Origin of the sequence: Pseudonocardia aurantiaca, assembly GCF_039526725.1 — a bacterium.
Taxonomy (GTDB): domain Bacteria; phylum Actinomycetota; class Actinomycetes; order Mycobacteriales; family Pseudonocardiaceae; genus Pseudonocardia; species Pseudonocardia aurantiaca.
In genome coordinates, this window is sequence record NZ_BAAAJG010000026.1 from 148,981 (window position 1) to 172,718 (window position 23,738).

Genomic DNA, 23,738 nt, shown 5'->3' on the forward strand with positions numbered 1-23,738 from the left:
GCACGTGAGGCAGGCTGAGCCGGTCCGGTAGGCACATCCCCAGGGAGTCCGCAGCGCGATGAACGAACGCGACGCCCCTGAGACGCGCTCGGACGATCGCGACGAACCCGCAAGCGCGTTCGAGGAGCCGGCAGGCGGCCCGCCCCGCCTGGAACCCAGGCCGCTGGATCGCCCCGACGTCGACGCCGGCGCGGCCGCTGTCTTCGGCCGCCCGCTCGGCGTGGAGGGCGGGTTCGCGGGGAGCCGCGGGTTGCCCGACCGTTCGCGCCTGGCCGCCCCGCCGTCGGCCGCGCTGGCCAGCGCATTCGGTAGGCCCGCGCCTGACGCACCTTCGCTGCAGCGCCCGTCGGTCAACGGCAGGGGCTCCCAGGGCACGGGGGAGGCCGACCCGTTCTGGACGGAGGGCGCCGCCCGCGACCCGTGGCGCAACCCGGACAGCGATGTCGCCCTCGGCCCGCCCGCGGCCGCGGAGCCGCCCGACGACTCGGGGCCGCGCCGCGAGGGCGCGCGGCTGAGCCTGCGCGAGGTGCTCTTCGGCAGGCGCGTCGAGCCGCGGGCGCTGGCCGGGCTGGCCCTGGTCGCCGTGCTCGTCGGGGCGGCGGGTGGGCTCGTCGGGCGGTTCACCGCAGACAGCGCCAACAGCCTCACCAACCCCAACCCCACCATCACACAGACCGTCGACTCGGTGGCGCGGCCGCCGGGATCGGTCGCCGACATCGCCCAGCGCACCGTGCCGGCCGTCGTCTCGATCGAGATCCGGGTGGGGGAGGAGGGTGGCACCGGGTCCGGCGTCGTCATCGACCCCGCCGGTTACGTGCTGACCAACAACCACGTGATCGCCCCTGCAGCCACCGCCACCGGCGGGCAGATCGAGGTGATCTTCCACGACGGCACCCGCGCCGCGGCCCAGCTCGTCGGTCGCGACCCCAAGACGGACCTGGCGGTCATCCACGTGGATGTCGCCAACCCCGTCGTGGCCACGTTCGGGTCGTCCGCGAACCTTGTCGTCGGCGACGGGGTGATCGCCATCGGCTCGCCGCTCGGCCTTGCAGGCACCGTGACCGACGGGATCGTCAGCGCGCTGAACCGGCCGGTGCGGCTCGACGGCAGCGGCACGGACACCAACGCCGTGATCGACGCCATCCAGACCGACGCCGCCATCAACCCCGGCAACTCGGGCGGCGCGCTCGTCGACGCCACCGGCGCCGTGGTCGGCATCAACACCGCGATCCGCAGCCTCGGCGGCGGCGAGGGCGGCTCGATCGGCCTCGGGTTCGCCATCCCCATCGACGACGCACGCGGCATCGCGGAGGAGCTGATCCGCGGCGGCGCCGTTCACCACGCGGAGATCGGGATCAACGCGCGTTCGGTCAACGACGGCACGACCGACGGTGCGCAGGTCCAGAACGTCCAGCAGGGTGGGGCGGCGGCCGCGGCCGGGATCATCGACGGCGACGTCATCGTCAAGGTGGGGGACCGCCCGATCGCAGGCGCCGACGAGCTCGTCGTCGCCGTCCGGGAGCGCAACCCCGGCGACACCGTGGCGGTCGAGCTGATCCGCGACGGGAGGCCGTTGACGGTCTCAGTGGTGTTGACCTCCGACTGAGCCGTACTGTGGTGCTGTGTTCGACAGCATCGGCTGGGGCGAGATCATGGTGTTGGTCGTGGCCGGGCTGTTCATCCTCGGCCCCGAGCGCCTCCCCGCTGCGGCGGCCTGGGTGGGCAAGGCGATCCGGCAGGTCCGGGAGTACGCCACCGGCGCCCGCGAGCAGCTGCGCGGTGAGCTGGGCCCCGAGTTCGACGAGCTGCGCAAGCCGCTCGAGGAGCTGCGCGGCCTGCGCAGCTTCAACCCGCGCACGGCCGTGCGCCGCACGCTCTTCGACGACGGGCCCGAGCCGGGTACCAACGGCCACACCTCCGCCGCCGCCGCGTCGTACACACCGCCGCCCCCGCCAGAGCGGCTGGCGAAGAACGAGCGCCCCCCGATCGACCCGGACGCCACCTGACCTTCCCGGCGCCGCTTTCAGTGGTCGACGGCGGCTGGTGCCTGCGAGGGCGACTGGCGCCGCCCCGGTGGCGCTCCTCGCACCGTGATGGCCTGCGGACGAACCGCGCGGTATCGCGTTTGGGCCGTGCTTACGCCGGGGAACTCGCAAGCACCTTCGCCGCCGGGAGGGCGTGATGAGGATCGGCGATAAGACCAACGCGACTACCAAGGCCAAAACCAAGACGATGGCTGAGCGGGCGCGGGAGCAGGCCAGGCACGGGCTCGGGGTGGGTCGGGCGCGGTTGGACGAGGCGCGGGCGCGGTGGCGGTTCGCGCCAGGAGCCGGCGCACACCGCAGCAGCGACTAGTGTCTCGTGATTCTGCTTTCCTGACATGGCGTTGTTGTCGACGAGTTTCTTGATGTTGGTCTGAATGATACGGACCTTTGCTCCTGCTCGTCTTGATTGCCGTAGCGGTAGGGGCTGCCGTGCGCGCGCTCCCGTTTGCGCTGACGGGAGCGCGCCCGCCCGGCGCGCGGCCGTATGGACTCGCCGTGACGTTCGGCAGGCGGCGCCCGGCCCACGGCATCCGGCCCACCCCGAGATGGGCCGTCCGTCACCGGTTCCGGGGGCCTTCAACAGCGCCCCGGGGCGTCCGGACCGGCCGGGCGCAACCCGGGAAGGGACCCGGGCAGCGGACGAGCCCGGGCGGGAGTGTGAACCGGGTGCTCCCAGCGTCCGGTCGACACCATCGTCGCCGGTGAGGTGCGCACCGCCGATCGCGGCCGGGCGCTCGCTCATTCTTAACATTACGGAAAACTAGGACGATCACATCCGCGCTGCCCAGCCGAGGTGCGGTCACTCGGTGGCATCCTCTGCGCCGAACAGCCTAATTAACAGTGAATCTTCCGAGCAGGTTCGGATGGGCGTGTGTGTGATCTTCACCCGGGGTACTCGGCAGAGCGGCGGCGGTCAGGGGCGCATTTGCAGAAATGGTCTCGGCGCGAGGGATGTCGCGATTGTCAAAGCCGTCGGGCACCGACAACCCGCGACCACGGACAGAGGAGATCTAGTGAAGTGTGGACTGCGAGTAGCCCTCGGCGTCGCCGGGGGCTACTTCCTCGGACGGACCAAGAAGATGAAGCTCGCGTTGATGCTGGGCGGAATGGCCGCCGGCCGGCAGGCCGGAGGTCCCGGTGAGCTGTTGAAGACTGGGACGAAGCTCCTGAACAGCTCCCCCGAACTGTCCCGGCTCACAGACGAGGTGCGGGGCCGGCTCCTCGAGGCGGGCAAGGGCGCCCTTCTGGCGGTGGCCGCCCGGCAGGTGGAGTCGCTCACCGACCGGGTCGGCAAGCGCGTGGAGTCCTTCGGCGACGGGGGGGTCCCGCGGCGCGGGAAGAAGGCCGAGGCGGAGCCCGAGGAGGACGAGTACGCCGAGGACGAGTACGCCGAGGACGAAGGCGCGGAGCCCGACGACATCGCGGAGGACGAGGAAACAGCCGATGAGGCAGAGGCGCGGCCTCCTGCCCGGTCCCGCGCCCCGTCGGGAACGGCTGCGCCTTCTCGCGCGGGCAAGAACCCCGCGACGGCGACCCTCAGGCGGACGGCCGCCCCCGCCGCAGGTACGGCAGGCAAGGCTGCGGCCGGTCGCAGGAGCGGCCGGCCCGCTCGGACCCAGCGGAGTGACAAGGATGGCTGAGACGAATGAGAAGCGGGGCCTCGCGGACGGCCTGCCCACCGACGCGCTGAAGGATGCCGGTCAGCGACTGCTGGGCCTGCTCGTCCAGCGTGCGGCCGAAGCCGCGACGGACCGGGTGACCGGCCTGTCCGAGCGCCTGACCGGCGTGGCCGAGAACCCCGGACAGGGCCTGCGGACCGCGCTCCGCGGCAGGGAGCGCGACGAGGACGAGGACGAGGACGAGGGCGAGGACGACGGCGGTTCGCGCGGGGGGCTGCTGAAACGGGGGTTCAGCGCCGTCAAAGACAAGATCAAGAACGTCTTCGGTGGCGGTGGTGGCGCGGGAGGCAAGAAGAAGCTCAAGATGACGGTCATCTCGGAGCGCCAGGACGTGGGCCTGCCGCTGCGGACGACGTATGACCTGTGGACCCAGTTCGCCGACTTCCCGACCTTCATGAAGAAGGTCGAGAGCGTGGAGCAGGCGTCCGACGAGAAGCTGAACTGGAAGGCGCAGGTCTTCTGGTCCCACCGGACGTGGGAGGCGACGATCGTCGAGCAGGTGCCCGACTCCCACATCGTGTGGCGGTCGAAGGCTCCGAAGGGCCACGTCGACGGCGCGGTCACCTTCACCGCTCTCGGCCGCAACCTGACCCACGTGGCGCTGATCCTGGAGTACTACCCGCAGGGCCTGTTCGAGCGAACCGGCAACCTCTGGCGCGCCCAGGGCCGCCGGGCCCGGCTGGAGTTCCAGCACTTCCGCCGTCACTCCCTGAGCCACGTTCTGATCCGCCAGGAGGAGGTCGAGGGCTGGCGCGGCGAGATCCGCGACAGCGAGGTCGTCAAGACCCACGAGGAGGCCCTCGAGGAGGAGCAGCGCGCTCAGGAGCTCGAGGAGGCCGGCACTGAGGAGACCGCGGCGGCCCGTGCGGACACCGGCGAGGAGGCGGAAGGCGGCGCAGAGGAGCCCGGCCGGGAGGTCGCTGAGGACGAGGAAGGTGCAGGCGAGGAGGAGGGCTACGAGGAGGACGAGTACGCCGACGAGGCCGAGGGAGCCGACGAGGAGGCCCTCGAGGACGAGGAGTACGCCGACGAGGCCGAAGGAGCCGACGAGGAGGAGGCCCTCGAGGACGAGTACGCCGACGAAGAACCGGATGAGGAGGCCGAGGCGGATGAGTACTCGGCCGATGAACGGGTCGAGGAGACCCGGGAGCCGGTGACGGCTTCGCGATCACGACGGAGGCGGTAATCCATGACGGTGTCTACTCAGAGCAGGGGTGGCGGCGGAGTCGTCGACAGAGGCGGCGGCGGCCCCGGCGGAGGGCTTGCGGACGTGGTCGAGCTCATCCTCGACAAGGGGCTGGTCATCGACGTGTTCGTGCGTGTCTCGCTGGTCGGGATCGAGATCCTCACCATCGACGCCCGGATCGTCGTGGCGAGCGTGGACACGTTCCTGCGCTTCGCCGAGGCCACCAACCGCGCTGACCTCTACGGCAAGGGCGCCAAACCCAAGGACCTGGGGGAACTGACGCAGAGCATCACCGAGGGTGGTGCCAAGGGCAAGACGTCCGGTGTGCTCGACGCGGCCGTCGACAAGGTCGGGGAGATGCTCGCCAGCGGTCGGGAGGATCGGGAGGCGGTACGCCGTCGTCCCCGTCAGCGGGAGCGTGACGAATGAGCGACGTCGTGAGCGAGACCCAGACGCCACCTGATGGCGATGCGGAGCTGGTGACCCCGGTGTACGTCTACGGCCTGATTCGGGTGGACACGCAGCTCCCGGACGACCTCGCGGGCCTCGGGCCGTCCGGCCGGGTATCGACGATCGAGCACGGGGAGGTCGCCGCGATCGTCAGCGACATCCCCCTCGACCGTCCGCTCGGCACCCGCAAGGACCTGCTCGCCCACGAGTCGGTGGTCGACGCAGTGGCGGCGAGCGCCGCCGTCCTTCCGATGCGGTTCCCTGCCGTCACTGCGGAGGAGAGCGTGGTCGAGGAGCTGCTCGCGCCACACCAGGATCACTTCCTCGCCGTACTCGGCGATCTCGAGGGCCGGGTGCAGTTCACCCTGAAGGGCCGCTACGTGGAGGACGCGGTGCTGAGCGAGGTGCTGGAGGGCAACGACGAGATCCGGGCCTTGCAGGAGAAGGTGCGCGATCTGCCCGAGGACGCCTCCTACTACGACCGCGTCCGGCTGGGCGAGCTGGTCGTCGGTGTGCTGGAACAGCAGCGCGAGGACGATGCGGCGCAGATACTGGAGCGCCTGGAACCGTTCGCCGTGGCGGTCGTGGCCAACCAGCCGGGCCAGCCGGAGGACGTGATCAACGCGGCCTTCCTGGTGGAGCGCGAACGCATGCAGGAGTTCGATGACGCGGTGGAGAACGTGGGCAGGGACCTCGACGGCCGGGTGCGCCTGCGGCTGCTCGGGCCGCTGGCGCCCTACGACTTCGTACCGGAGGAGTGAGCACGTGGGTTTGTTGACCGGTCTGCTCGGCCTGCCGCTGGCCCCCGTCCGTGGTGTCCTGTGGATGGCCGAGCAGATCCGGGACCACGCGGAGGAGCAGTACTACGACCCGGCCCGGATTCGCACCCAGCTCGAGCAGATCGACCAGGCCCGCCGCAGTGGCGAGCTGCCCGAGGAGGAGTGCGACGCGCTCGAGAACGATCTGCTGCAGCGGCTGATGGTCCGTCGGGAGTAGGGCCGCCCTACCGATGATCGGTCCGGAGCCACCGACCGGGCGCGGCGCAGCCGGCCGGATGCCCGATGTCCAACCGACTCGCGCCTGGTCTGGCGAGGGATGGAGCCGATGTGGTTGACGAGGAGCATGTGGCGCCCCGCCGCACCCGGCGGGCGCGCAGCGGCAGCGGATGGGACGACCAGCACGCGCCGCCCGCTGCCGAGGAGGACGAGGCGGCTGACGACGCCGAGCCGGAGGACGCCGAGCAGGATAACCGCAGACGGGGCGCGGCGGGCGAGCCGGTTGCGCGACCCGGCGAACGGCGCGGAACCGCCGCTCCGGCAGCCGGTCGGGGCGAACGGCGGACGCAGGACGACTCCCGCCCCGCCGTCTCGGCGGCTGTGGCGGCGCGGCGCGCCGTGGAGATCGTCGTGGAGTTCACCGGGCGCGAAGCGGAGAACGTGGTCGCGATCGACCGCCGGGACGGCGACTGGTACGTCGACGTCGAGGTCGTGGAGACCCACCGGATCCCGGACACCACCGACGTCCTTGCGATCTACGAGGTACGGCTCGACCCCGGCGGCCAACTTCTCTCCTACCGTCGGACCCGCCGCTACGCACGTGGCCAACTGGACAGGGAGACTCGATGACATCGGGCGGACTACCCGTTCCCGGTCGTGCCCGCCCCCCGGACCACCGGCGGGAGTCGGCCAACCTGGCCGACATCCTCGAGCGTGTCCTCGACAAGGGGATCGTGATCGCCGGCGACATCAAGGTGAACCTCCTCGACATCGAGCTGTTGACCATCAAGATCCGGCTGCTGGTGGCCTCGGTCGACAAGGCGAAGGAGATGGGCATCGACTGGTGGGAGCACGACCCGTCGCTGAGTTCCGGCAAGGGCGGTCTCGCCGAGGAGAACCGGCGCCTGCGGGAGCGCATCGAAGCGCTCGAAGCAGCCCGCCCGGCGGAGCTCGAGGGCGACGGGGCGGCCGCGCCGCAGCGGTCAGCCGAGCGGCCGCTCAGGCGGGCGGCCCGGCCGAGGGCCGAGCGCCGGAGCGGTGACGATGGCTGACACGGTCGTCTACGTCTACGCGGTCACCGAGGCCGCGATCGCCGAGACCTTGGACGCCGCGGCGATCGTCGGGATCGGAGGGGCGCCGGTGCGCCGGGTCGTCTCCGGTGGTCTCGCCGCTGTGGTCAGTCCGGTCGACGCCACGCGCTTCAGCGAGGAGGCGCTGCGGCGCAGCCTGGAGGATCTGCAGTGGCTGGAGGACATCGCCCGCGCCCACCATGCCGTGGTCGCCGCCGTGGCGCGGTCCGGCCCCGTCGCGCCGGTGCGGCTGGCGACGGTCTACCTCGACGAGGCCAACGTCCGCGCGCTCCTGGACGACCGGGCGGCCGGGTTCGCCGCGGCGCTCGACCGGATCCGCGGACGCACCGAGTGGGGGGTGAAGGCCTTCGCGGCCCGCGCGGAAGGCGGTGCGGAGCCGCCGGCCGCGGACGCTGCGAGGCCCGGCACGTCCTACCTGATGCGACGGCGCGCCGAGCGCGACCGGGCGGCCAGGGGGCACCAGGACGCAGTGGATGCGGCCGAGGCGGTGCACCGGGAGATCTCGACGGTCGCCGTGGCGAGCCGCCGGTATCCACCCCAGGACCCGCGGCTCAGCGGTCACCGCGAGGAGATGGTGCTCAACGCGGCGTACCTCGTCGACCAGGTCGGTGCGGACGCCCTGCGCCGGCTGGTCGAGGACGACCGCGCCGCGCAGAGCCTGCGGATGGAGCTCACCGGTCCGTGGGCGCCCTACTCGTTCGCCACGCTGGATGAGCCGTGACGGCCCCGAGAGATCGCGAGGTGGCGCTCGTCGATCTGCTGGACCGGCTGCTGGCCGGCGGCGTCATGATCACCGGGGACATCACCATCTCGCTGGCCGAGGTCGACCTGGTGCACGTCTCGCTCCGCGCCCTGATCAGTTCCGTCCAGACCCTGGTGGAATCGTGACGGACCTGCCGTCGCGGATGGAGCTGGATCCCGACTCGGTCGGGCGCGACCTCGGCAGGCTCGTCCTCACCATCGTGGAGCTGGTGCGCCAGCTGATGGAGCGCCAGGCGATCCGAAGAGTCGAGGTGGGCGACCTCCCCGAGGAGACAGTCGAGCGGCTCGGGCTCGGGCTGATGCGCTTGGAGGAGGCGATGGACGAGCTGCGGGAGCACTTCGGGCTGCGGGCCGAGGACCTCAACATCGACCTCGGCCCCCTGGGAAACCTGCTCCCCAGGGACCACGGCGACTAGCCGAGGAAGGCCGCAGATCCGAACTCCGAACACGCCTTAGCCCGCCGCTTTCACGAGGAAGTCGCCGCGAGGGCGTGTTGATCGGCTGAACGCTCCGATCAAGGTCTCCGGTGGTGCCAGTCCGTGGCCTGCTGGTACGCGTGCGCGGCCGCGAGCACCGCGTTGTCGGCGTGCCGGCGCCCGACGATCTGCAAGCCCACCGGGAGCCCGTCGGCGGTGAACCCGCACGGCACACTCGCCGCAGGCTGCTGGGTCATGTTGAACGGGTAGGTGAAGGGCGTCCAGGACGTCCAGCGCTCGCGCGCCCACCCCGCAGGCACCTCGACCCCGGCCTCGAACGCCGGGATCGGCAGGGTCGGGGTGAGCAGTAGGTCGTATCGGCCGTGGAACTCGCCCATCAGCGTGCCGAGCTCGTTGCGCACGGCCATCGCGCCGAGGTACTGCAGCGCCGTCATCCGGGAGCCCTGCTCGGCCACCTCGATCAGCCCGGGATCCATGAGAGCCCGCTGCTCGGGGCCGAGCGCCTCGATCGACTTGGCCGCGCCGCTGAACCACAGCACCTCGAACTCGGCCACCGGATCCGCGAACCCCGGGTCGGCCTCCTCGACCATCGCGCCGAGGTCCTCGAACACCCGCACCGCCGCCGCGAACGCCGTCGCGACCTCCGGGTGCAGCTCGACGTACCCGAGCGTCGGGCTGGCGGCGATCCGCAGCCCCGCCACCCCCGCGCCGAGCCCGTCGACGGCCGGGCCCGCCGGCGCGAGCGCCCACGGGTCCCGCGCGTCCGCGCCGGAGATGACGTCGAGCAGCAGCGCCGCGTCCGCCGCGCTGCGGGTCATCGGCCCGACGTGCGCGAGCGTGCCGAAGGGGCTCGGTGGGAAATGCGGCACGCGGCCGTAGGTGGGCTTGAGCGCGGTGGTGCCGGTGAACCCGGCCGGGATGCGCACGGACCCGCCGCCGTCGGTGCCGAGGCTGAGCGGCCCCATCCCGACCAGAACCGCCGCGGCGCTCCCACCCGACGACCCGCCTGCAGTCCGGGAGGTGTTCCACGGGTTGCGGGTGACGCCGGTGAGCGGGTTGTCGGTGACGCCCTTCCAGCCCAGTTCAGGGGTGGTCGTCTTGCCGAACAGCACGGCGCCTGCCTCCCGCACGCGCGCGACGTGCGGGCCGTCGACGGTCCACGGGCCTGCTGGGTCCACCGTGCGCGAGCCGCGCAGTGTGGGCCAGCCCGCGGTGAGCAGGATGTCCTTGATCGAGACGGGCACGCCGTCGATCGCGCCCGCCGGTTCGCCGCGCCGCCAGCGCTCCTCGGCGGCCTTGGCGGCCGCCACCGCCGTGTCAGCGTCGACCAGGCAGAACGCGTTGACGTCCGCGTCGCGCTCGGCGACGCGGGCGAGCACCGCCTCCGTGGCCTCGACGGGCGAGAGCTCGCCGTCGCCGTAGGCGGCCACCAGCTCGGACGCGGTGAGGTCGGCGGCCGACCGGGTCGCAGCGGTCATGCCGGGCTCCCTGAGCTGACGTACCCGAGTGCCTTGTCCACCACGTTGCGCAGCGGCTCACCCGCCCGGTACCGGGCGAGGTTGTCGGCGAACAGTTCCACGAGCGTCTCCCGCCAGCCGACGACGTCCCCGGACATGTGCGGCGAGACGATCACCCCGGGCAGCTCCCAGAGCGGCGACTCCCGGGGCAGTGGTTCACGGGCGAAGACGTCGAGCGCGGCGCCTGCGATCCGCCCAGCCGCCAGCGCGTCGACGAGGTCGGGCTCTACGACGAGGCCGCCGCGTCCCACGTTGATCACACGTGCGTTCGGCCGGAGCAGCGCGAGGGTTGTGGCGTCGAGCATTCCGTGGGTCGTCTCCGTGAGCGGGGCTGCGAGCACCAGCCAGTCAGCCCGGGGGAGCAGGGTCGGGAGCGTGTCGAACTCGCGGCGCCCGACCAGCTCCACGTCCATCCCGACCGCCCCGAGCAGGCGAGCGATCGCGCGGCCGATCGGCCCGCCACCGACCACGACGGCGCAGCGGCCGGCCACCGGCTCGGTCTCCCGGTGGCGCCACTCGCGGCGCGCCTGCGCGGCGAGGCTCGCGGGGATGTCCTTGGCCATCGCGAGCACGAGCCCGAGCACGTACTCCGCCATCGGTGTGTCGAAGACACCGCGGGAGTTGGTGAGCGTGACCGGTGACTCCAGCAGCGCGGGGAACGTCAGCCGGTCGACACCCGCGCTCGCCGTGTGCACCCATCGGAGCGCGTCGGCGGCCCCCCAGTGGTCGCGCACGGCGTTGGAGGTGAAGTCCCAGACGAGCAGCACCTCGGTGCCGGGAAGGGCACTGGCGAATGTGTCGTCGGTGGCGAAACGGACCCCGTCGAGGCCGGGCGGCATATCGTCGGCGTGTAACACCGTGATGATTGGCCGGTTACGTGGACTGTGCCACTGACCTGCAAAAACGGACAAACCGATGGCGCCTTCCGAGGGGGGTCCCGACCGTTGACACGCTAGGAAGCCCTCGTATGATTGTCAACAATCCGCGGTGGTGCGGAACCGTCGTATGGAGACGCTTATGTCGAAGTTGGTCCGCATCAGCCTCGCCCGGCGCGGTGTGTCGTGTGTGGCGGAGTTGCTGGAGAAGGATGCGCCCCGCACCAGCGCCGCGGCGTGGGAGGCGCTCGGGCGGGGCCCGCTCGCAGGCGACGCGCAGCACGCGAAGTACGCCCGCAACGAGGTCTACACGATGGTGCCACGCTTCGCGTCGATCGGACGCGAGAACACCACCGTCACCCCGATCCCCGGCGACCTCGTGCTGTTCGACTTCGCGGGCGGGATGCTCGACGCGGCGTTCAAGGACGACCAGGGCATCGACCAGGAGGCGGGCGCGATCGACCTGGCGATCTTCTACGGCCGCAACAACCTCCTGATCAACGGCGACGTCGGCTGGGTCCCCGGCAACGTCTACGGCACGATCATCGAGGGTCTGGCGGGCATGGCCGAGGCGTGCCACGACGTCTGGCGTTCGGGGAGCGTCGGCGAGCGCCTCGTCTACGAGCGGCTCGAACCCGGCGACGTTCCCCGGGGGATGGCGGCCGGCGAAGCCGGCAGGGCGGGTAAAGGCTAGTCAGGGCCGTGCCCACCGAGCTGTCGGTCGGCCTCACCGAGCCGACCCACCAACAGGGCATCGGCGTCGTCGCACCGTTCGACTTCGCGCTCGACCGCGAACTGTGGCGCTGGGCGCCCGATGACGTCTCGCTCTACCTGACCCGGCTGCCGTTCTTCACCACCCCTGTCACGGTCGAGATGGCCGTGGCCATCGGCGACCGCCGTGCGCTGCGGCGCGCCACCCGGGACGTGCTCACCCCCGAGCCGGGGGTGGTCGTCTACGCGTGCACGTCGGGGAGCTTCGTCGACGGAGCGGCGGGCGAGCAGGTGCTGCGCCGCACGATGGAGGGGGCCGGCGCCCCCGCGGCGTGCACCACGTCAGGGGCGCTGATCGACGCGATCACAGTGCTCGGCGTCGGGCGGCTGGCCATCGCCACGCCGTACATCGAGCCGGTCACGCGGCGGCTCGTCAACTTCCTGCGCGAGCACGCCGTGCAGACGGTGGCGTGCGAAGGGCTCGGGCTACTCGGCAACATCTGGCGCGTCTCCTACGCCGAGGTCGTGGAGGTCGTGCGCGCCGTCGACACCGACGAGGCCGACGCCTTGTTCATCAGTTGCACCAACCTGCCCACCTACGACCTCATCGAGCCGCTGGAGCAGGCGCTCGGCAAGCCGGTGCTCACCGCCAACCAAGTGACGATGTGGGCGGCGCTGCGCGCCATCGGGCGGGAGGCCGTCGGCGGGGGCAGGCTGCTGCACCCGGCCGACCAGCTCGAATCAGGAGTGGCATGACCCCGACCATCGGCATCCTCTACCCGGGCTACTCCGCGGAGGACGACTACCCGCGCGCCGAGGCGCTCCTCACCCGCCCCGCCGGCTCCGCCGGCTTCCATCCCCCAGGCCTCGGCGGCCCGCGGCTAAGGCTTGTGCACACCGAGATGCGCGAGGACGCCCACCGCGTCGACGCGCTGCTCGACATCGGCGGCGACGACGTCCTCGCCGACGGCGTGAAGGCTCTCGGGGCGCCGCTCGACGCGGTGATCTGGGCGTGCACGAGCGGGAGCTTCGTCTTCGGCTGGGATGGTGCGAACGCGCAGGTCGAGGCGCTCGGCGCGGTGGCGGGCGTACCGGCGTCCAGTACGTCGTTCGCGTTCGTCGACGCGTGCGCGCGACTCGGGATCACCCGGGTTGCCGTCGGCGCCACCTACCCCGATGACGTCGCCGAGCGGTTCGTCGCATTCCTGGCGGCTGGTGGTGTGGAGGTGCTCTCGCTCTCGGCGAAGGGGATCATCACCGCGGCCGAGGTCGGCACGCTCCCTCGCGAGACGGTTCTGGAGTTCGCCGCGGCCGCCGATCACCCCGACGCGCAGGCCGTGCTGCTGCCCGACACCGCGTTGCACACGATCGGCCTGCTCGACGAGCTGGACGCCCGCGTGGGCAAGCCCGTGCTCACAGCGAACCAGGTGAGCATCTGGCAGGGCCTGCGCCTCGCGGGAGTCGATGCGCCAAATCCCGGACTCGGCGCTGTGTTCGCCTGATCGGAGAGTCTGGTGGACCTGAGTGATCTAGAACCGGTTGAACGCCGCTCGACGGCTGCCGTCGTGGCGGACCGGATCCGGGTCGCCATCATGCGCGGCACCTTTCCGCCCGGCACCCAGCTGGGAGAGGTGGAGCTCGCCGCGCGGCTCGGGGTGAGCCGGGGCCCGCTGCGCGAGGCGATGCAGCGGTTGGTCGCGGAGGGGCTGCTGCGCAGCGAGAGCCACCGCGGCCTCTTCGTGCGTGACCTCGACGCCGCCGACGTCCGTGACGTCTACATCGCGCGCACCGCGGTGGAACGCGCCGCCGGGCTCCTGATCCTCGCGGGCGACCGGGCGGCGGCCGCCGAGCGGCTCACAAGCGCACTCACAACGCTGGAGGACGCCGCAGGCGATCCTGTTGCGCTCGCCGACGCCGACCATCACTTCCACTCCGAGTTCGTGGCGGCGGCGGGCAGCCCGCGGCTGCGGCGGATGGCGGACGCGCTGCTGGTCGAGACCCGAATGTGCCTCGCCGCCCTGCAGGAGACCCTGCCGCCCGCGGCGGCCCTCATCGCGGAGCACCGGCAGATGCGCGACGCCGTGCGCGACGGAGACGCCGAGCGGCTCACGGCCGTGCTGGAGGCGCACATGGCTGACGCGGTGGACCGCATCCTGGCTCCGCAACCGTCGGTGGCACCGGCGGGGAGCGTCCCGGCATGAGGTGAGCCGGTCACACAGATGAGTTTTGGACGCGGCGGCGATCCTTACCCCATGAGCACCTCATCCCCCGCCGTCCTGACCTTCGACGTGGACGGCGTCATGACCGGTCAGTTCGAGGGCCGTGACCACGGTGGCACCGTCTCGGTGATCCTCGTGGACACCGACGAGCCGGGCGCCGGTCCTCGCCTGCACCGCCACCCCTACGACGAGACGTTCGTGATCCACACCGGGCAGGCCGAGTTCACGGTCGGCGACGAGAAGCTGCCGGCCCGCGGCGGCCAGGTCGTCGTCGTGCCGCCGAACACCCCGCACAAGTTCGCCAACACCGGCGGGCGGCTCGTGATGACCAACATCCACGCAGGCGACGAGTTCCAGACGGAGTGGCTCGAGTAGCGGCTTGCCTGAGCGCGGTGCCGCGTGGTTCCATCGATGAAGATTGTCGACAATCTGACAAATTCGAGGGAGTAGGCATGGCCCAGCTGTCTCCGGCGCTCAAGCAGGCGACCCCCGTGCAGGTCGCAAGGGGCGTCGGCGTCCACCTGTTCGACCTGGAGGGCCGCCGCTACCTGGACTTCACCGCCGGGATCGGCGTCACCAGCACCGGCCACTGCCACCCCCGGGTCGTCGCGGCGGCCCAGGAACAGGTGGCGACGCTGATCCACGGCCAGTACACGACCGTGATGCACCAGCCGCTCCTGCGGCTGGCCGAACGGCTCGGCGACGTGCTCCCGCCCGCGCTCGACACCGTCTTCTTCCTCAACTCCGGCAGCGAGGCGGTGGAGGCGTCCGTGCGGCTCGCGCGGCAGGCCACCGGGCGCCCGCTCGTCGTCGCGTTCGAGGGCGGCTTCCACGGCCGGACGATGGGCGCGGCGGCGCTCACCACGTCCGGTTCGAAGATCCGGGCCGGGATCGGGCCGATGATGGGCGGGGTCGCCTTCGCCCCGTTCCCCTACGCGTTCCGGTACGGGTGGAGCGAGGAGGAGGCGGTCGCGTTCTGCCTGCGGGAGCTGGACCGGCTGCTCGTCACCGTCGCGCCGGCGGCGGACGTGGCGGCCTTCGTGATCGAGCCGGTGCTCGGCGAGGGCGGCTACGTGCCCACCCCGCCCGCGTTCCTCGCCGGCCTGCGCGAGCGCGCCGACGCCCACGGCATCCTGCTCGTCGCCGACGAGGTGCAGACCGGGTTCGGCCGCACCGGCCGGTTCTGGGGCCACCAGCACACCGACGGCCTCACCCCCGACATCCTGATCACCGCGAAGGGCCTCGCCAGCGGCTTCCCGCTCTCCGGCATCGCCGCGCCAGGAGCGCTCATGGCGAAGGCGTGGCCGGGTTCCCAGGGCGGCACCTACGGCGGCAACGCGGTGGCCTGCGCCGCCGCGCTCGCCACCCTCGACGTCATCGAGGACGAGGGGCTCGTCGCCAACGCCGCCGACCAGGGCCTGCGGCTGCTGGAGGGGCTGCGCAAGGTGGCGGCCGACCACCCGGACATCGCCGACGTCCGCGGTCTCGGGCTGATGGTCGGCAACGAGTTCTGCACCCCCGACGGTGCCCCCGACACCGCGGCGGCCACCCGCGCCCACGCCGCGGCCGCCGAGCGCGGGCTCCTGCTCCTGACCTGCGGCCCGTACAGCAACGTGGTGCGGATGATCCCGCCGCTCGTCGTCACGGCCGAGCAGGTGGACGAGGCGGTCGGGATGTGGGCACAGGCGGTGCGCGCAGCCGCGCCGTAGGAGCGCCCGCGGGCGTAGCGTCCCAGACATGTGCGACGGTCGATCCGATCGGCCTCCGCCCCGTCGATGAGGTGCGGATCACGACGCTCGTCGACAACCTCTTCGACGCGCTGCTCGTCGGAGACGACCGGGTCACGCGGCCGGACTTCGGCACCGCCCGGGCAGCAGCGCCGCAGTTCGAGGGCGGGAGCACCGACGTGGGGCTGCGCGCCGAGCACGGCTTCGCCGCGCTTGTCGCGGTGCGCCGCGCGACGAGCACGACCACGCTGCTGTTCGACACCGGTCTGTCGCCGGATGGCGTGGTGGTCAACGCCGACCGGTTGCCTGCCCACTGCACGGGCTGGCGGGCCCAGCACGCCCTCGCCGCGGCCTTCCCGGACGCCTGGATCGCAGGCAGCAGCGGCAGCACCTACCACCTCGCATCCTGACCCGTCAGAGCGTGGTGTGCGTCACAACGCATCCGTAACATGGCGCCCTCCACCGCCCCCGGAGGTGCTCGATGGCGAGCAAGGAAGCATCCGCAGTACCCATGCGCCGGATCGCGGTCGCCGCGTTCGCCGGCACGACGATCGAGTTCTACGACTTCTTCATCTACGGCACGGCCACGGCGCTGGTGTTCGCACCGGTATTCTTCCCGGCCCTCGGAGCTGCCGCAGGCACGGTGGCCGCGTTCGCGACGTTCGGCGTGGCGTTCGTCTTCCGCCCGGTCGGCTCCATCCTGTTCGGGCACTTCGGCGACCGGCTCGGGCGCAAGCGCACGCTGATCGCCACCCTTCTGCTGATGGGCCTGTCGACCTTCGCCATCGGCCTGCTGCCTTCCGCGGACACGATCGGCGTGGCAGCGCCCATCCTGCTCGTGGTGCTGCGCGCGCTGCAGGGCCTCGCGGTCGGCGGCGAGTGGGCGGGGGCGGCGCTGCTCACCGCCGAGTACGCCCCGGCGGACAAACGCGGGCTCTACAGCATGTTCCCGCAGCTCGGGCCGGGCATCGCGCTTGCGCTGTCGTCGCTGACGTTCCTCGTCACCGCCGTGACGATGAGCCCCGACGCCTTCCGCCTGTGGGGCTGGCGGATCCCGTTCCTGATCAGCATCGTCCTCGTCGCCGTCGGGCTCTACATCCGGCTGAAGATCGAGGAGACGCCGGTGTTCCGGCAGGTCCACGCGCGCAACGAGCAGGTCCGGCTGCCGGTCGCCGTGGCGCTGCGCAACCAGTGGCGCGAGGTGTTGCTGGCAGGCGGCACGCTGACGGTGCTCTTCGGGTTCTTCTACATCGGCTCGGTCTACCTCACCAGCTACGCGGGCTCCGCGCCCGGCACCGGGGTGCTCGGGCTCTCCCGGCCGACCGTGCTCGTCGGGGGCCTGATCGGCGCGCTGGTGTTCGCCGGGACGTGCATCCTGTCAGCGCTGTGGTCCGACCGGGCCGGCAGGCGGCGGGTCATCCTGCTCGGCAACGCGCTGGCGGTCGTGGCTGGGCCCCTCGCATTCTTGATCATGCGGCCCGGGAACGCCCTGTCGTACGTGATCGGAATGGCCCTGCTGATGGTGGTGGTCGGCATCCCGTACGGCCCGGCCGCGGCCTACCTGCCGGAGATCTTCAAGGCCCGTTACCGCTACACCGGCGCGGGGATGGGCTACAACCTCGCAGGCATCCTCGGCGGTGCGGTGCCGCTGATCGTCGCCCCGCCGCTGACCTCGGCGTTCGGCGGCATCGGGGTGGGGGTCTACCTCGCGGCGCTCGGTCTGCTGAGCCTGCTGTGCGCGCTCGCCCTGCCCGAGACGAAGGACGAGGTGCTCGACGGGACCGTGCCGGCGGCTGCTCCGGCCTGAGGCCTCCGGTGCGGGGTGCGGGAGCACCGCACCCCGCACGGGGCTACTTGCGGACGGGGCTGATGTTCAGGCTCATCCCGGCCAGGCCGCGGGCCCGCGTGGTGAGCCGGTCGGCCACGCCCTGCAGAGCGGTGGCGGCCGGGCTCTCCGGCTGGGCGAGCACGATCGGGGTGCCCTCGTCGCCGCACTCGCGCACGCGTGGCTCCAGCGGCACCTGCCCGAGAAGCGGCACCGGCGCACCGAGGGTGCGGGTGAGCGAGTCGGCGACCGTCTGCCCGCCGCCCGAGCCGAACACCTCCATGCGCGTGCCGTCGGGAAGTTCCATCCACGACATGTTCTCGACGACGCCGGCGAGCCGCTGGCGCGTCTGCAGCGCGATCGAGCCGGCCCGCTCGGCCACCTCCGCCGCCGCCATCTGCGGTGTGGTGACGACCAGCAGCTCCGCGTTGGGCACGAGCTGCGCGGTGGAGATCGCGATATCGCCGGTGCCGGGCGGCAGGTCGAGCAGCAGGACGTCGAGGTCGCCCCAGAACACGTCGGCCAGGAACTGCTGCAGCGCGCGGTGCAGCATCGGGCCGCGCCACACGACCGCGTCGTTGCCCGCGGTGAACATGCCGATCGAGATGACCTTCACGCCGTGCGCCTGCGGCGGCATGATCATGTCCTCGACCTTGGTGGGCCGGGCGGTGGTGCCGAGCATGCGCGGCACGGAGTGCCCGTAGATGTCAGCGTCGACCACGCCGACCGAGAGGCCCTTCGCCGCCATCGCGGCGGCCAGGTTGACGGTGACCGAGGACTTGCCGACACCGCCCTTGCCCGACGCGACGCAGTAGACGCGGGTGAGCGAGCCGGGCTGGGCGAACGGGATCACGGGCTCCGCCGCGTCGCCTCGCAGGCTGCGGCGCAGCTGTGTGCGCTGCTCGTCGCTCATCACGTCGAGCTCGACGTCGACGGCGCTGATGCCCGCGACGGCCGACACGGCGTTCGTGACGCGGCTGGTGATCGTCTCCCGCATCGGGCAGCCCGCGACCGTGAGGTAGACCGCGACCTGAGCCCGGCCCTCCGGGGACACCACGACGCTTTTCACCATGCCGAGATCGGTGATCGGCCGGTGGATCTCCGGGTCCTCGACAGTGGCGAGCGCGGCCTGCACGGCCTCTTCGAGGGTGGTGGTGTTTCCGCTGGTCGACATGAGGGTTCTCGTTGCACCTTCCGCCGTACACGTCCATCGACGCAATGGATCGCTACTGGCGTCGCTGCTCGGTGCAGCCACGCCACGCCCGGACACATGCTACGTCTGTGCCCGGGAGCCGTGACGTCCGTAGCATCGTTGGCCGTGACGGAAACCGCCGCCCCGACATCGCGCGCCGAATCCGCGGAGGCGCCGTCCCGGACGACCCCGACGCGCGAGCAGATGGCGTCGTGGCGAGCGTTCCTGCGGGCCCACGCCACCCTCGTCCGGGTGCTCGAGACCGAGCTGGTGGCCGAGGAGCAGCTGTCGCTCGCCGCGTACGACGTGCTGGTGCAGCTCGCGGAGGCGCCGGACCGGCGGCTGCGCATGACGGAGCTGGCCGACGCGGTGCTGCTCTCGCGGTCGGGAGTCACGCGCCTGGTGGACCGGCTGGAGAAGATCGGGCTAGTGGCCCGGTGCCCCGTCGAGAGCGACGGGCGCGGTGTGGCCGCGCGCCTCACCGACGCCGGGCGGAACCGTCTCCGGGTGGCCTCGCGGACGCACCTCGCCGGTGTGGTGCGGCACTTCGTCAACCGGCTCGACGCGGACGACCTCGCTGCGCTCGAGCGGATCAGCCGTCGGCTGACCGATTGATCCTCGTCCGCGCCCGATCGGTCGCGCCGGTCTGGGCGCCGCCGAGCCGGTCGCACAGCTTGTCCAGCTCGCTGCGCAGGTAGTCGCGGGTCGTGACCTCGCCGAGCGCCAGGCGGAGGGAGGCCAGCTCCCTGGCCAGGTACTCGGTGTCGGCCTTTGTCTGGGCGGCCCGCGCGCGGTCCTCCTCCAGCGACACCCGGTCGCGGTCGTCCTGCCGGTTCTGCGCGAGCAGGATCAGCGGCGCCGCGTACGCGGCCTGCGTGGAGAAGACCAGGTTGAGCAGGATGAACGGGTAGGGGTCCCAGCGGCCGATCACGGCCGTGAGGTTCAGCGCGATCCACACGACGACGATCACGGTCTGGATCGCGAGGAACCGTCCGGTGCCCAGGAACCGGGCGATCCGCTCCGAGAGCCGCGCGAACCAGTCGGGGTCGACCTCGAACCGGGCGCGGCCGAGGCGAGGCTGATCGAGCCGGCGGTGGGTGGTGTTCTCAGGCATCGCGCACCTCGGCGACTGGGTCCTCGGTCTCGCCGTCGCGCGGCTCGTCCGGGTCTGTGAGCCGGTCGCGCCAGTCGGGCGGCAGCAGGTGGTCGAGCACGTCGTCCACGGTGACGGCGCCGAGCAAGTGCTCCTCCGCGTCGACGACCGGGCCCGCCACCAGGTTGTACGCGGCGAAGTACCGGGTGACCTCGCCGAGCGACGCGTCCGGGGTGAGGCGGGCCAGGTCGGTGTCGACCACCCCCGCCACCAGCTCGAACGGCGCTTCCCGCAGCAGGCGCTGGGTGTGCGCGCAGCCGAGGTAGCGCCCGGTCGGCGTCTCCGACGGCGGACGGCAGACGAACACCATGCTGGCCAGTGCAGGCGGGATGTCGGGGTTGCGGACGCGGGCGAGCGCCTCTGCGACGGTGGCGTCGTGGCGAAGGATGATCGGCTCCGGCGTCATGAGCCCACCGGCGGTGTTCGAGGAGTAGCGCATCAGCCTGCGCACCGGCGCCGACTCGCCGGGCTCCATCAGTGAGAGCAACGTGTCGGACTCGTGGTCGGGCAGCTCGTGCAACAGGTCGGCGGCGTCGTCGGGGGACATCGCCTCCAGCACGTCGGCCGCGCGCTCGGAGTCGAGGTGCCCGAGCAGCGCGCGCTGGTCGGACTCCGACATCTCCTCGAACACATCGGCGAGGCGCTCGTCGTCGAGGGCGTCGACCACTTCGTGCTGGCGCTTCTCGGGCAGCTCCGCGAGCGCGGCCGCGACGTCGGCGGGCCGCATCGTCTCGAACACCGCGAGCAGGCCCTCGGTGCCCTGCCGGTCGGACAGCGAGAGCCCGGTGACCGCGATCCACGGCACCACCTGCACCGGGCCTCGGCGGGCGAACCCCTGCCGGCGCGGGCGGACCGCGAGGCGCCCGACCACCCAGTCGCGGGAGCGGGTCGGCTCGATCGCGGCGTCCACGACGACGACCGGCTCGCCGCTGTCGCCGAGCCGGACCGGCGCGTCGATCAGCTGGCCGACGAGCAGCGTCTCGTTGGGGCGCTGGGTGAAACCGCGCAGGCTCACCGAGCCCGTCGCGAGGGTGACGGCTCCGGGATCGATGTTGGTGACGCGCAGCATCGGCACGAAGATCCGGCGCCGCGTCGCGAGATCCACCACGAGGCCGAGCACGCGGGGCGGGCTGGCGTCCACGCGCATCGACGCCACGAGGTCGCGCACCTTGCCGATGCGCTCACCATCGGGTCCGAACACGGCGAGGCCCACCAGCCGTGCCACGAAGACGCGATCGGTGCCCACGACGGAAGCGTAGGGCGTATCCGGCGGATCTTCGTCCGCGAAAGCCGCGCCCACCTGCATCAGGGCTCTCATCGGGTGCTGGTCGAGGCGGTTGGAGGCGCCGCCGTCGCGACGGCTGTGGAGGGCGGCGTCGTGCGCGTCGCTCGTGGGGAGCTCATCGCGCTGCCGTGACGGGATGGATCACGCTGCGCGGTTTGGACCGCAGTGGGTGAGAAACCAATCACCTCAGCTGCCGACGGCGTTCCCGGCGTGCCAGCATCGCTAGATGCGCCGACCTCGACGAGGAGCTCGTTCGTGACTGCCACCCAGCTGCGCGCCCGCCGGTCCTGCCTCGCTGTGCCGGGGTCCAGCCAGAAGTTCATCGACAAAGCCCGGACGCTCGCGGCCGACCAGGTGTTCCTCGACCTCGAGGACGCCTGCGCGCCGCTGGCCAAGCCCGGTGCGCGCAAGACGATCGTCGAGGCGCTGAACGAGGGTGGCTGGGGCGGGAAGATCCGCGTGGTCCGGGTGAACGACTGGACCACCGAGTGGACCTACCGCGACGTCACCGAGGTCGTCGAGGGCGCCGGGGCGAACCTCGACGCGATCATGCTGCCCAAGGTCCAGACCGCCGAGCAGGTCACCGCGCTCGACATGCTGCTCACGCAGATCGAGAAGACGATGGGCTACGAGGTCGGCCGGATCGGCATCGAGGCGCAGATCGAGAACGCGCTGGGACTGCTCAACGTGAACGCGATCGCCACCGCGTCCCCGCGCGTCGAGACGATCATCTTCGGCCCGGCCGACTTCATGGCGTCGATCAACATGAAGTCGCTGGTGGTGGGGGAACAGCCGCCCGGTTACGACGTCGGCGACGCCTACCACCACATCCTGATGAGCATCCTGATGGCGGCCCGCGCCCACGACAAGCAGGCCATCGACGGCCCCTACCTGCAGATCCGCGACGTCGACGGCTTTCGCCGCGTGGCCGACCGCTCCGCCGCACTCGGCTTCGACGGCAAGTGGGTGCTCCACCCCGGCCAGATCGACGCGGCGAACGAGGTCTACAGCCCGCGGCAGGAGGACTACGACCACGCCGAGAACATCCTCGACGCCTACGAGTGGTACACCTCCGAGGCGGGTGGGAAGCGCGGTGCGGCGATGATCGGAAACGAGATGATCGACGAGGCCAGCCGCAAGATGGCACTGGTCATCTCCGGCAAGGGCCGGGCCGCGGGGATGCAGCGCACGGACCGCTGGACGCCGCCGCAGGACTGACGGCGATCAGGCCAAGTCCGGCGGTCTGTGCGGGGTGCGGCAGGTCTGTGTCGGCGTCGGTGAGAACCTTCACAGGCCGCGCGCTGCTAAGTATGCCAATCGCGAGGGATACTCCGTCAGCAGCCCAGCGCCGGGATATTGATGCCTGCAGGAGGAGCACGATGGCGAAGCTCGCCCAGACCGCCGGTCTCACCGACGTCCAGCAGGAGATCCTGTCCACTGTCCGCACCTTCGTGGACAAGGAGATCATCCCCCACGCGACCGCGCTCGAGCATGACGACACCTACCCACAGGACATCGTCGACGGGATGAAGGAGATGGGCCTGTTCGGGCTCACGATCCCGGAGGAGTTCGGCGGGCTGGGCGAGTCGCTGCTGACCTACGCGCTGGTCGTCGAGCAGATCGCCCGCGGCTGGATGAGCGTGTCCGGCGTGATCAACACGCACTTCATCGTGGCCCACATGATCGCCCACCACGCCACGCAGGAGCAGAAGGAGCGCTACCTGCCGCAGATGGCGGTAGGGGAGGTGCGGGGCTCGTTCTCGATGTCCGAGCCCGACCTCGGCTCCGACGTCGCCGCCATCAAGACGAAGGCCGTGGCGGACGGCGACGACTTCGTCATCGACGGCGCCAAGATGTGGGTCACGAACGGTGGCACGTCCAACCTGACGGCGGTGCTCGTGCGCACGGACGAGGGCGCCGAGCGGGCCCACAAGAACCTCACCTGCTTCCTCGTGGACAAGCCCGAGGGCTACGGCGAGGTCGCGCCGGGGCTGATCGTGCCCGGCAAGATCGACAAGATGGGCTACAAGGGCGTCGACACCACTGAGCTGGTCTTCAAGGGCCACCGCGTGCCGGCAGCCCAGATCCTCGGCGGCGTGCGTGGCGGCGGCTTCGCCCAGATGATGGACGGCGTCGAGGTCGGGCGGGTCAACGTCGCCGCCCGCGCCTGCGGCATCTCGATCCGCGCCTTCGAGCTCGCCGTGGAGTACGCGCAGCAGCGCAGCACGTTCGGCAAGCCGATCGCCGAGCACCAGGCCATCGCGTTCAAGCTCGCCGAGATGGCCACCAAGGTCGAGGCGGCGCACCTCATGATGGTCAACGCCGCGCGGATGAAGGACTCCGGCGAGCGGTTCGACGTTGAGGCCGGCATGGCCAAGCTGCTGGCCAGCGAGTACTGCGCGGAGGTCACGCAGGATGCCTTCCGCATCCACGGCGGCTACGGATACTCCAAGGAGTACGAGATCGAGCGGCTCATGCGCGAGGCACCGTTCCTGCTGATCGGCGAGGGCACCTCGGAGATCCAGAAGACGATCATCAGCCGCGGGTTGCTGAGGGAGTACAAGTCACGCTGACGTCCTGCAACACGCC

29 protein-coding genes are annotated in these 23,738 nt (G+C 71.5%); 24 read left to right on the forward strand and 5 right to left on the reverse strand.

Annotation, left to right across the window (positions count from 1 at the left end; all coding sequences use genetic code 11):
• Positions 1-58 precede the first annotated feature (58 nt).
• From ABD143_RS31745 to ABD143_RS31805, 13 genes are all read left to right on the forward strand, one after another.
• Positions 59-1,606 (forward strand): S1C family serine protease, encoded by a 1,548-nt coding sequence (locus ABD143_RS31745; protein WP_343985323.1) that lies wholly within the window; start codon positions 59-61, stop codon positions 1,604-1,606.
• 16 nt (positions 1,607-1,622) lie between these two features.
• Positions 1,623-2,006, forward strand: coding sequence for a Sec-independent protein translocase protein TatB (tatB, locus tag ABD143_RS31750; protein ID WP_343985325.1), 384 nt, complete (start codon positions 1,623-1,625; stop codon positions 2,004-2,006).
• 175 nt (positions 2,007-2,181) lie between these two features.
• On the forward strand, positions 2,182-2,355 hold the full coding sequence (locus ABD143_RS31755) for a hypothetical protein (RefSeq protein WP_343985327.1): 174 nt from the start codon (positions 2,182-2,184) through the stop codon (positions 2,353-2,355).
• Positions 2,356-3,058: 703 nt separating this feature from the next.
• Positions 3,059-3,685 carry a hypothetical protein gene (locus ABD143_RS31760; RefSeq protein ID WP_343985329.1) on the forward strand — a complete coding sequence of 209 codons (627 nt, stop codon included), beginning with the start codon at positions 3,059-3,061 and terminating at the stop codon, positions 3,683-3,685.
• Complete coding sequence (locus ABD143_RS31765; protein WP_343985331.1) at positions 3,678-4,910, forward strand: SRPBCC family protein; 1,233 nt, start codon at positions 3,678-3,680, stop codon at positions 4,908-4,910. Before ABD143_RS31760 ends, ABD143_RS31765 begins: the two co-directional genes overlap by 8 nt.
• A 3-nt stretch (positions 4,911-4,913) precedes the next feature.
• Complete coding sequence (gene gvpJ, locus ABD143_RS31770; protein ID WP_343985333.1) at positions 4,914-5,339, forward strand: gas vesicle protein GvpJ; 426 nt, start codon at positions 4,914-4,916, stop codon at positions 5,337-5,339.
• An 8-nt stretch (positions 5,340-5,347) separates the two neighbouring features.
• Positions 5,348-6,121: a GvpL/GvpF family gas vesicle protein gene (locus ABD143_RS31775; protein WP_343985335.1), complete on the forward strand. Its 774-nt coding sequence runs from the start codon at positions 5,348-5,350 to the stop codon at positions 6,119-6,121.
• A gap of 4 nt (positions 6,122-6,125) precedes the next feature.
• Positions 6,126-6,356 (forward strand): gas vesicle protein GvpG, encoded by a 231-nt coding sequence (locus ABD143_RS31780; protein ID WP_343985337.1) that lies wholly within the window; start codon positions 6,126-6,128, stop codon positions 6,354-6,356.
• A 110-nt stretch (positions 6,357-6,466) separates the two neighbouring features.
• A complete protein-coding gene (gene gvpO / locus ABD143_RS31785; RefSeq protein WP_343985339.1) occupies positions 6,467-6,985 on the forward strand; it encodes a gas vesicle protein GvpO in 519 nt (172 codons plus the stop codon).
• Complete coding sequence (locus ABD143_RS31790) at positions 6,982-7,407, forward strand: gas vesicle protein (RefSeq protein ID WP_343985341.1); 426 nt, start codon at positions 6,982-6,984, stop codon at positions 7,405-7,407. Before gvpO ends, ABD143_RS31790 begins: the two co-directional genes overlap by 4 nt.
• Entirely contained in the window at positions 7,400-8,167 is a 768-nt protein-coding gene (locus ABD143_RS31795; protein WP_343985343.1) for a GvpL/GvpF family gas vesicle protein, read from the forward strand. Before ABD143_RS31790 ends, ABD143_RS31795 begins: the two co-directional genes overlap by 8 nt.
• A complete protein-coding gene (locus tag ABD143_RS31800; protein WP_343985345.1) occupies positions 8,164-8,334 on the forward strand; it encodes a gas vesicle protein in 171 nt (56 codons plus the stop codon). The genes ABD143_RS31795 and ABD143_RS31800 overlap by 4 nt, the downstream gene beginning before the upstream one ends.
• A gap of 17 nt (positions 8,335-8,351) precedes the next feature.
• Positions 8,352-8,624, forward strand: a complete 273-nt coding sequence (locus tag ABD143_RS31805) for a gas vesicle protein K (RefSeq protein WP_343985847.1) — start codon at positions 8,352-8,354, stop codon at positions 8,622-8,624.
• A 98-nt stretch (positions 8,625-8,722) separates the two neighbouring features.
• Here the strand turns inward: ABD143_RS31805 and ABD143_RS31810 are convergent, their stop codons facing one another.
• Together ABD143_RS31810 and ABD143_RS31815 are read right to left on the reverse strand one after the other, a co-directional pair.
• Entirely contained in the window at positions 8,723-10,123 is a 1,401-nt protein-coding gene (locus ABD143_RS31810; protein ID WP_343985347.1) for an amidase, read from the reverse strand.
• On the reverse strand, positions 10,120-11,001 hold the full coding sequence (locus ABD143_RS31815) for a D-2-hydroxyacid dehydrogenase (RefSeq protein ID WP_343985850.1): 882 nt from the start codon (positions 10,999-11,001) through the stop codon (positions 10,120-10,122). The genes ABD143_RS31810 and ABD143_RS31815 overlap by 4 nt, the downstream gene beginning before the upstream one ends.
• Positions 11,002-11,179: 178 nt before the next feature.
• Here ABD143_RS31815 and ABD143_RS31820 point away from each other — a divergent pair, with 178 nt between their 5' ends.
• The 8 genes from ABD143_RS31820 to ABD143_RS31855 all read left to right on the forward strand — a co-directional run bounded on the left by ABD143_RS31820 (position 11,180) and on the right by ABD143_RS31855 (position 17,501).
• Positions 11,180-11,731: a DUF3830 family protein gene (locus ABD143_RS31820; RefSeq protein WP_343985349.1), complete on the forward strand. Its 552-nt coding sequence runs from the start codon at positions 11,180-11,182 to the stop codon at positions 11,729-11,731.
• 8 nt (positions 11,732-11,739) lie between these two features.
• Positions 11,740-12,504 carry a maleate cis-trans isomerase family protein gene (locus tag ABD143_RS31825; protein ID WP_343985351.1) on the forward strand — a complete coding sequence of 255 codons (765 nt, stop codon included), beginning with the start codon at positions 11,740-11,742 and terminating at the stop codon, positions 12,502-12,504.
• The gene (locus ABD143_RS31830) at positions 12,501-13,250 is read left to right on the forward strand and encodes a maleate cis-trans isomerase family protein (RefSeq protein WP_343985353.1); all 750 of its coding nucleotides are present in this window, start codon (positions 12,501-12,503) and stop codon (positions 13,248-13,250) included. Before ABD143_RS31825 ends, ABD143_RS31830 begins: the two co-directional genes overlap by 4 nt.
• A 12-nt stretch (positions 13,251-13,262) precedes the next feature.
• Positions 13,263-13,949, forward strand: coding sequence for a GntR family transcriptional regulator (locus tag ABD143_RS31835; protein ID WP_425563752.1), 687 nt, complete (start codon positions 13,263-13,265; stop codon positions 13,947-13,949).
• Positions 13,950-14,000: 51 nt separating this feature from the next.
• Positions 14,001-14,342 carry a cupin domain-containing protein gene (locus ABD143_RS31840; RefSeq protein ID WP_343985357.1) on the forward strand — a complete coding sequence of 114 codons (342 nt, stop codon included), beginning with the start codon at positions 14,001-14,003 and terminating at the stop codon, positions 14,340-14,342.
• Between the two features lie 77 nt (positions 14,343-14,419).
• Complete coding sequence (locus ABD143_RS31845; protein WP_343985358.1) at positions 14,420-15,676, forward strand: aspartate aminotransferase family protein; 1,257 nt, start codon at positions 14,420-14,422, stop codon at positions 15,674-15,676.
• 71 nt (positions 15,677-15,747) lie between these two features.
• Positions 15,748-16,104: a hypothetical protein gene (locus tag ABD143_RS31850; RefSeq protein ID WP_343985359.1), complete on the forward strand. Its 357-nt coding sequence runs from the start codon at positions 15,748-15,750 to the stop codon at positions 16,102-16,104.
• Positions 16,105-16,175: 71 nt separating this feature from the next.
• Positions 16,176-17,501: an MFS transporter gene (locus ABD143_RS31855; RefSeq protein WP_343985361.1), complete on the forward strand. Its 1,326-nt coding sequence runs from the start codon at positions 16,176-16,178 to the stop codon at positions 17,499-17,501.
• 43 nt (positions 17,502-17,544) lie between these two features.
• On the opposite strand, the gene ABD143_RS31860 is transcribed toward ABD143_RS31855, so the two are convergent.
• Complete coding sequence (locus tag ABD143_RS31860; RefSeq protein ID WP_343985363.1) at positions 17,545-18,693, reverse strand: Mrp/NBP35 family ATP-binding protein; 1,149 nt, start codon at positions 18,691-18,693, stop codon at positions 17,545-17,547.
• Positions 18,694-18,915: 222 nt separating this feature from the next.
• Here ABD143_RS31860 and ABD143_RS31865 point away from each other — a divergent pair, with 222 nt between their 5' ends.
• Positions 18,916-19,326, forward strand: coding sequence for a MarR family winged helix-turn-helix transcriptional regulator (locus ABD143_RS31865; RefSeq protein ID WP_343985853.1), 411 nt, complete (start codon positions 18,916-18,918; stop codon positions 19,324-19,326).
• Here ABD143_RS31865 and ABD143_RS31870 read toward each other — a convergent pair.
• Positions 19,304-19,825, reverse strand: coding sequence for a DUF1003 domain-containing protein (locus tag ABD143_RS31870; RefSeq protein WP_343985365.1), 522 nt, complete (start codon positions 19,823-19,825; stop codon positions 19,304-19,306). The genes ABD143_RS31865 and ABD143_RS31870 overlap by 23 nt on opposite strands.
• Positions 19,818-21,170, reverse strand: a complete 1,353-nt coding sequence (locus ABD143_RS31875; RefSeq protein WP_343985856.1) for a magnesium transporter MgtE N-terminal domain-containing protein — start codon at positions 21,168-21,170, stop codon at positions 19,818-19,820. Before ABD143_RS31875 ends, ABD143_RS31870 begins: the two co-directional genes overlap by 8 nt.
• A 234-nt stretch (positions 21,171-21,404) precedes the next feature.
• On the opposite strand from ABD143_RS31875, the gene ABD143_RS31880 reads away from it, so the two are divergent.
• Positions 21,405-22,367 carry an HpcH/HpaI aldolase/citrate lyase family protein gene (locus tag ABD143_RS31880; RefSeq protein ID WP_343985367.1) on the forward strand — a complete coding sequence of 321 codons (963 nt, stop codon included), beginning with the start codon at positions 21,405-21,407 and terminating at the stop codon, positions 22,365-22,367.
• A 161-nt stretch (positions 22,368-22,528) separates the two neighbouring features.
• The gene (locus tag ABD143_RS31885; protein WP_343985369.1) at positions 22,529-23,722 is read left to right on the forward strand and encodes an acyl-CoA dehydrogenase family protein; all 1,194 of its coding nucleotides are present in this window, start codon (positions 22,529-22,531) and stop codon (positions 23,720-23,722) included.
• Positions 23,723-23,738: the final 16 nt, after the last annotated feature.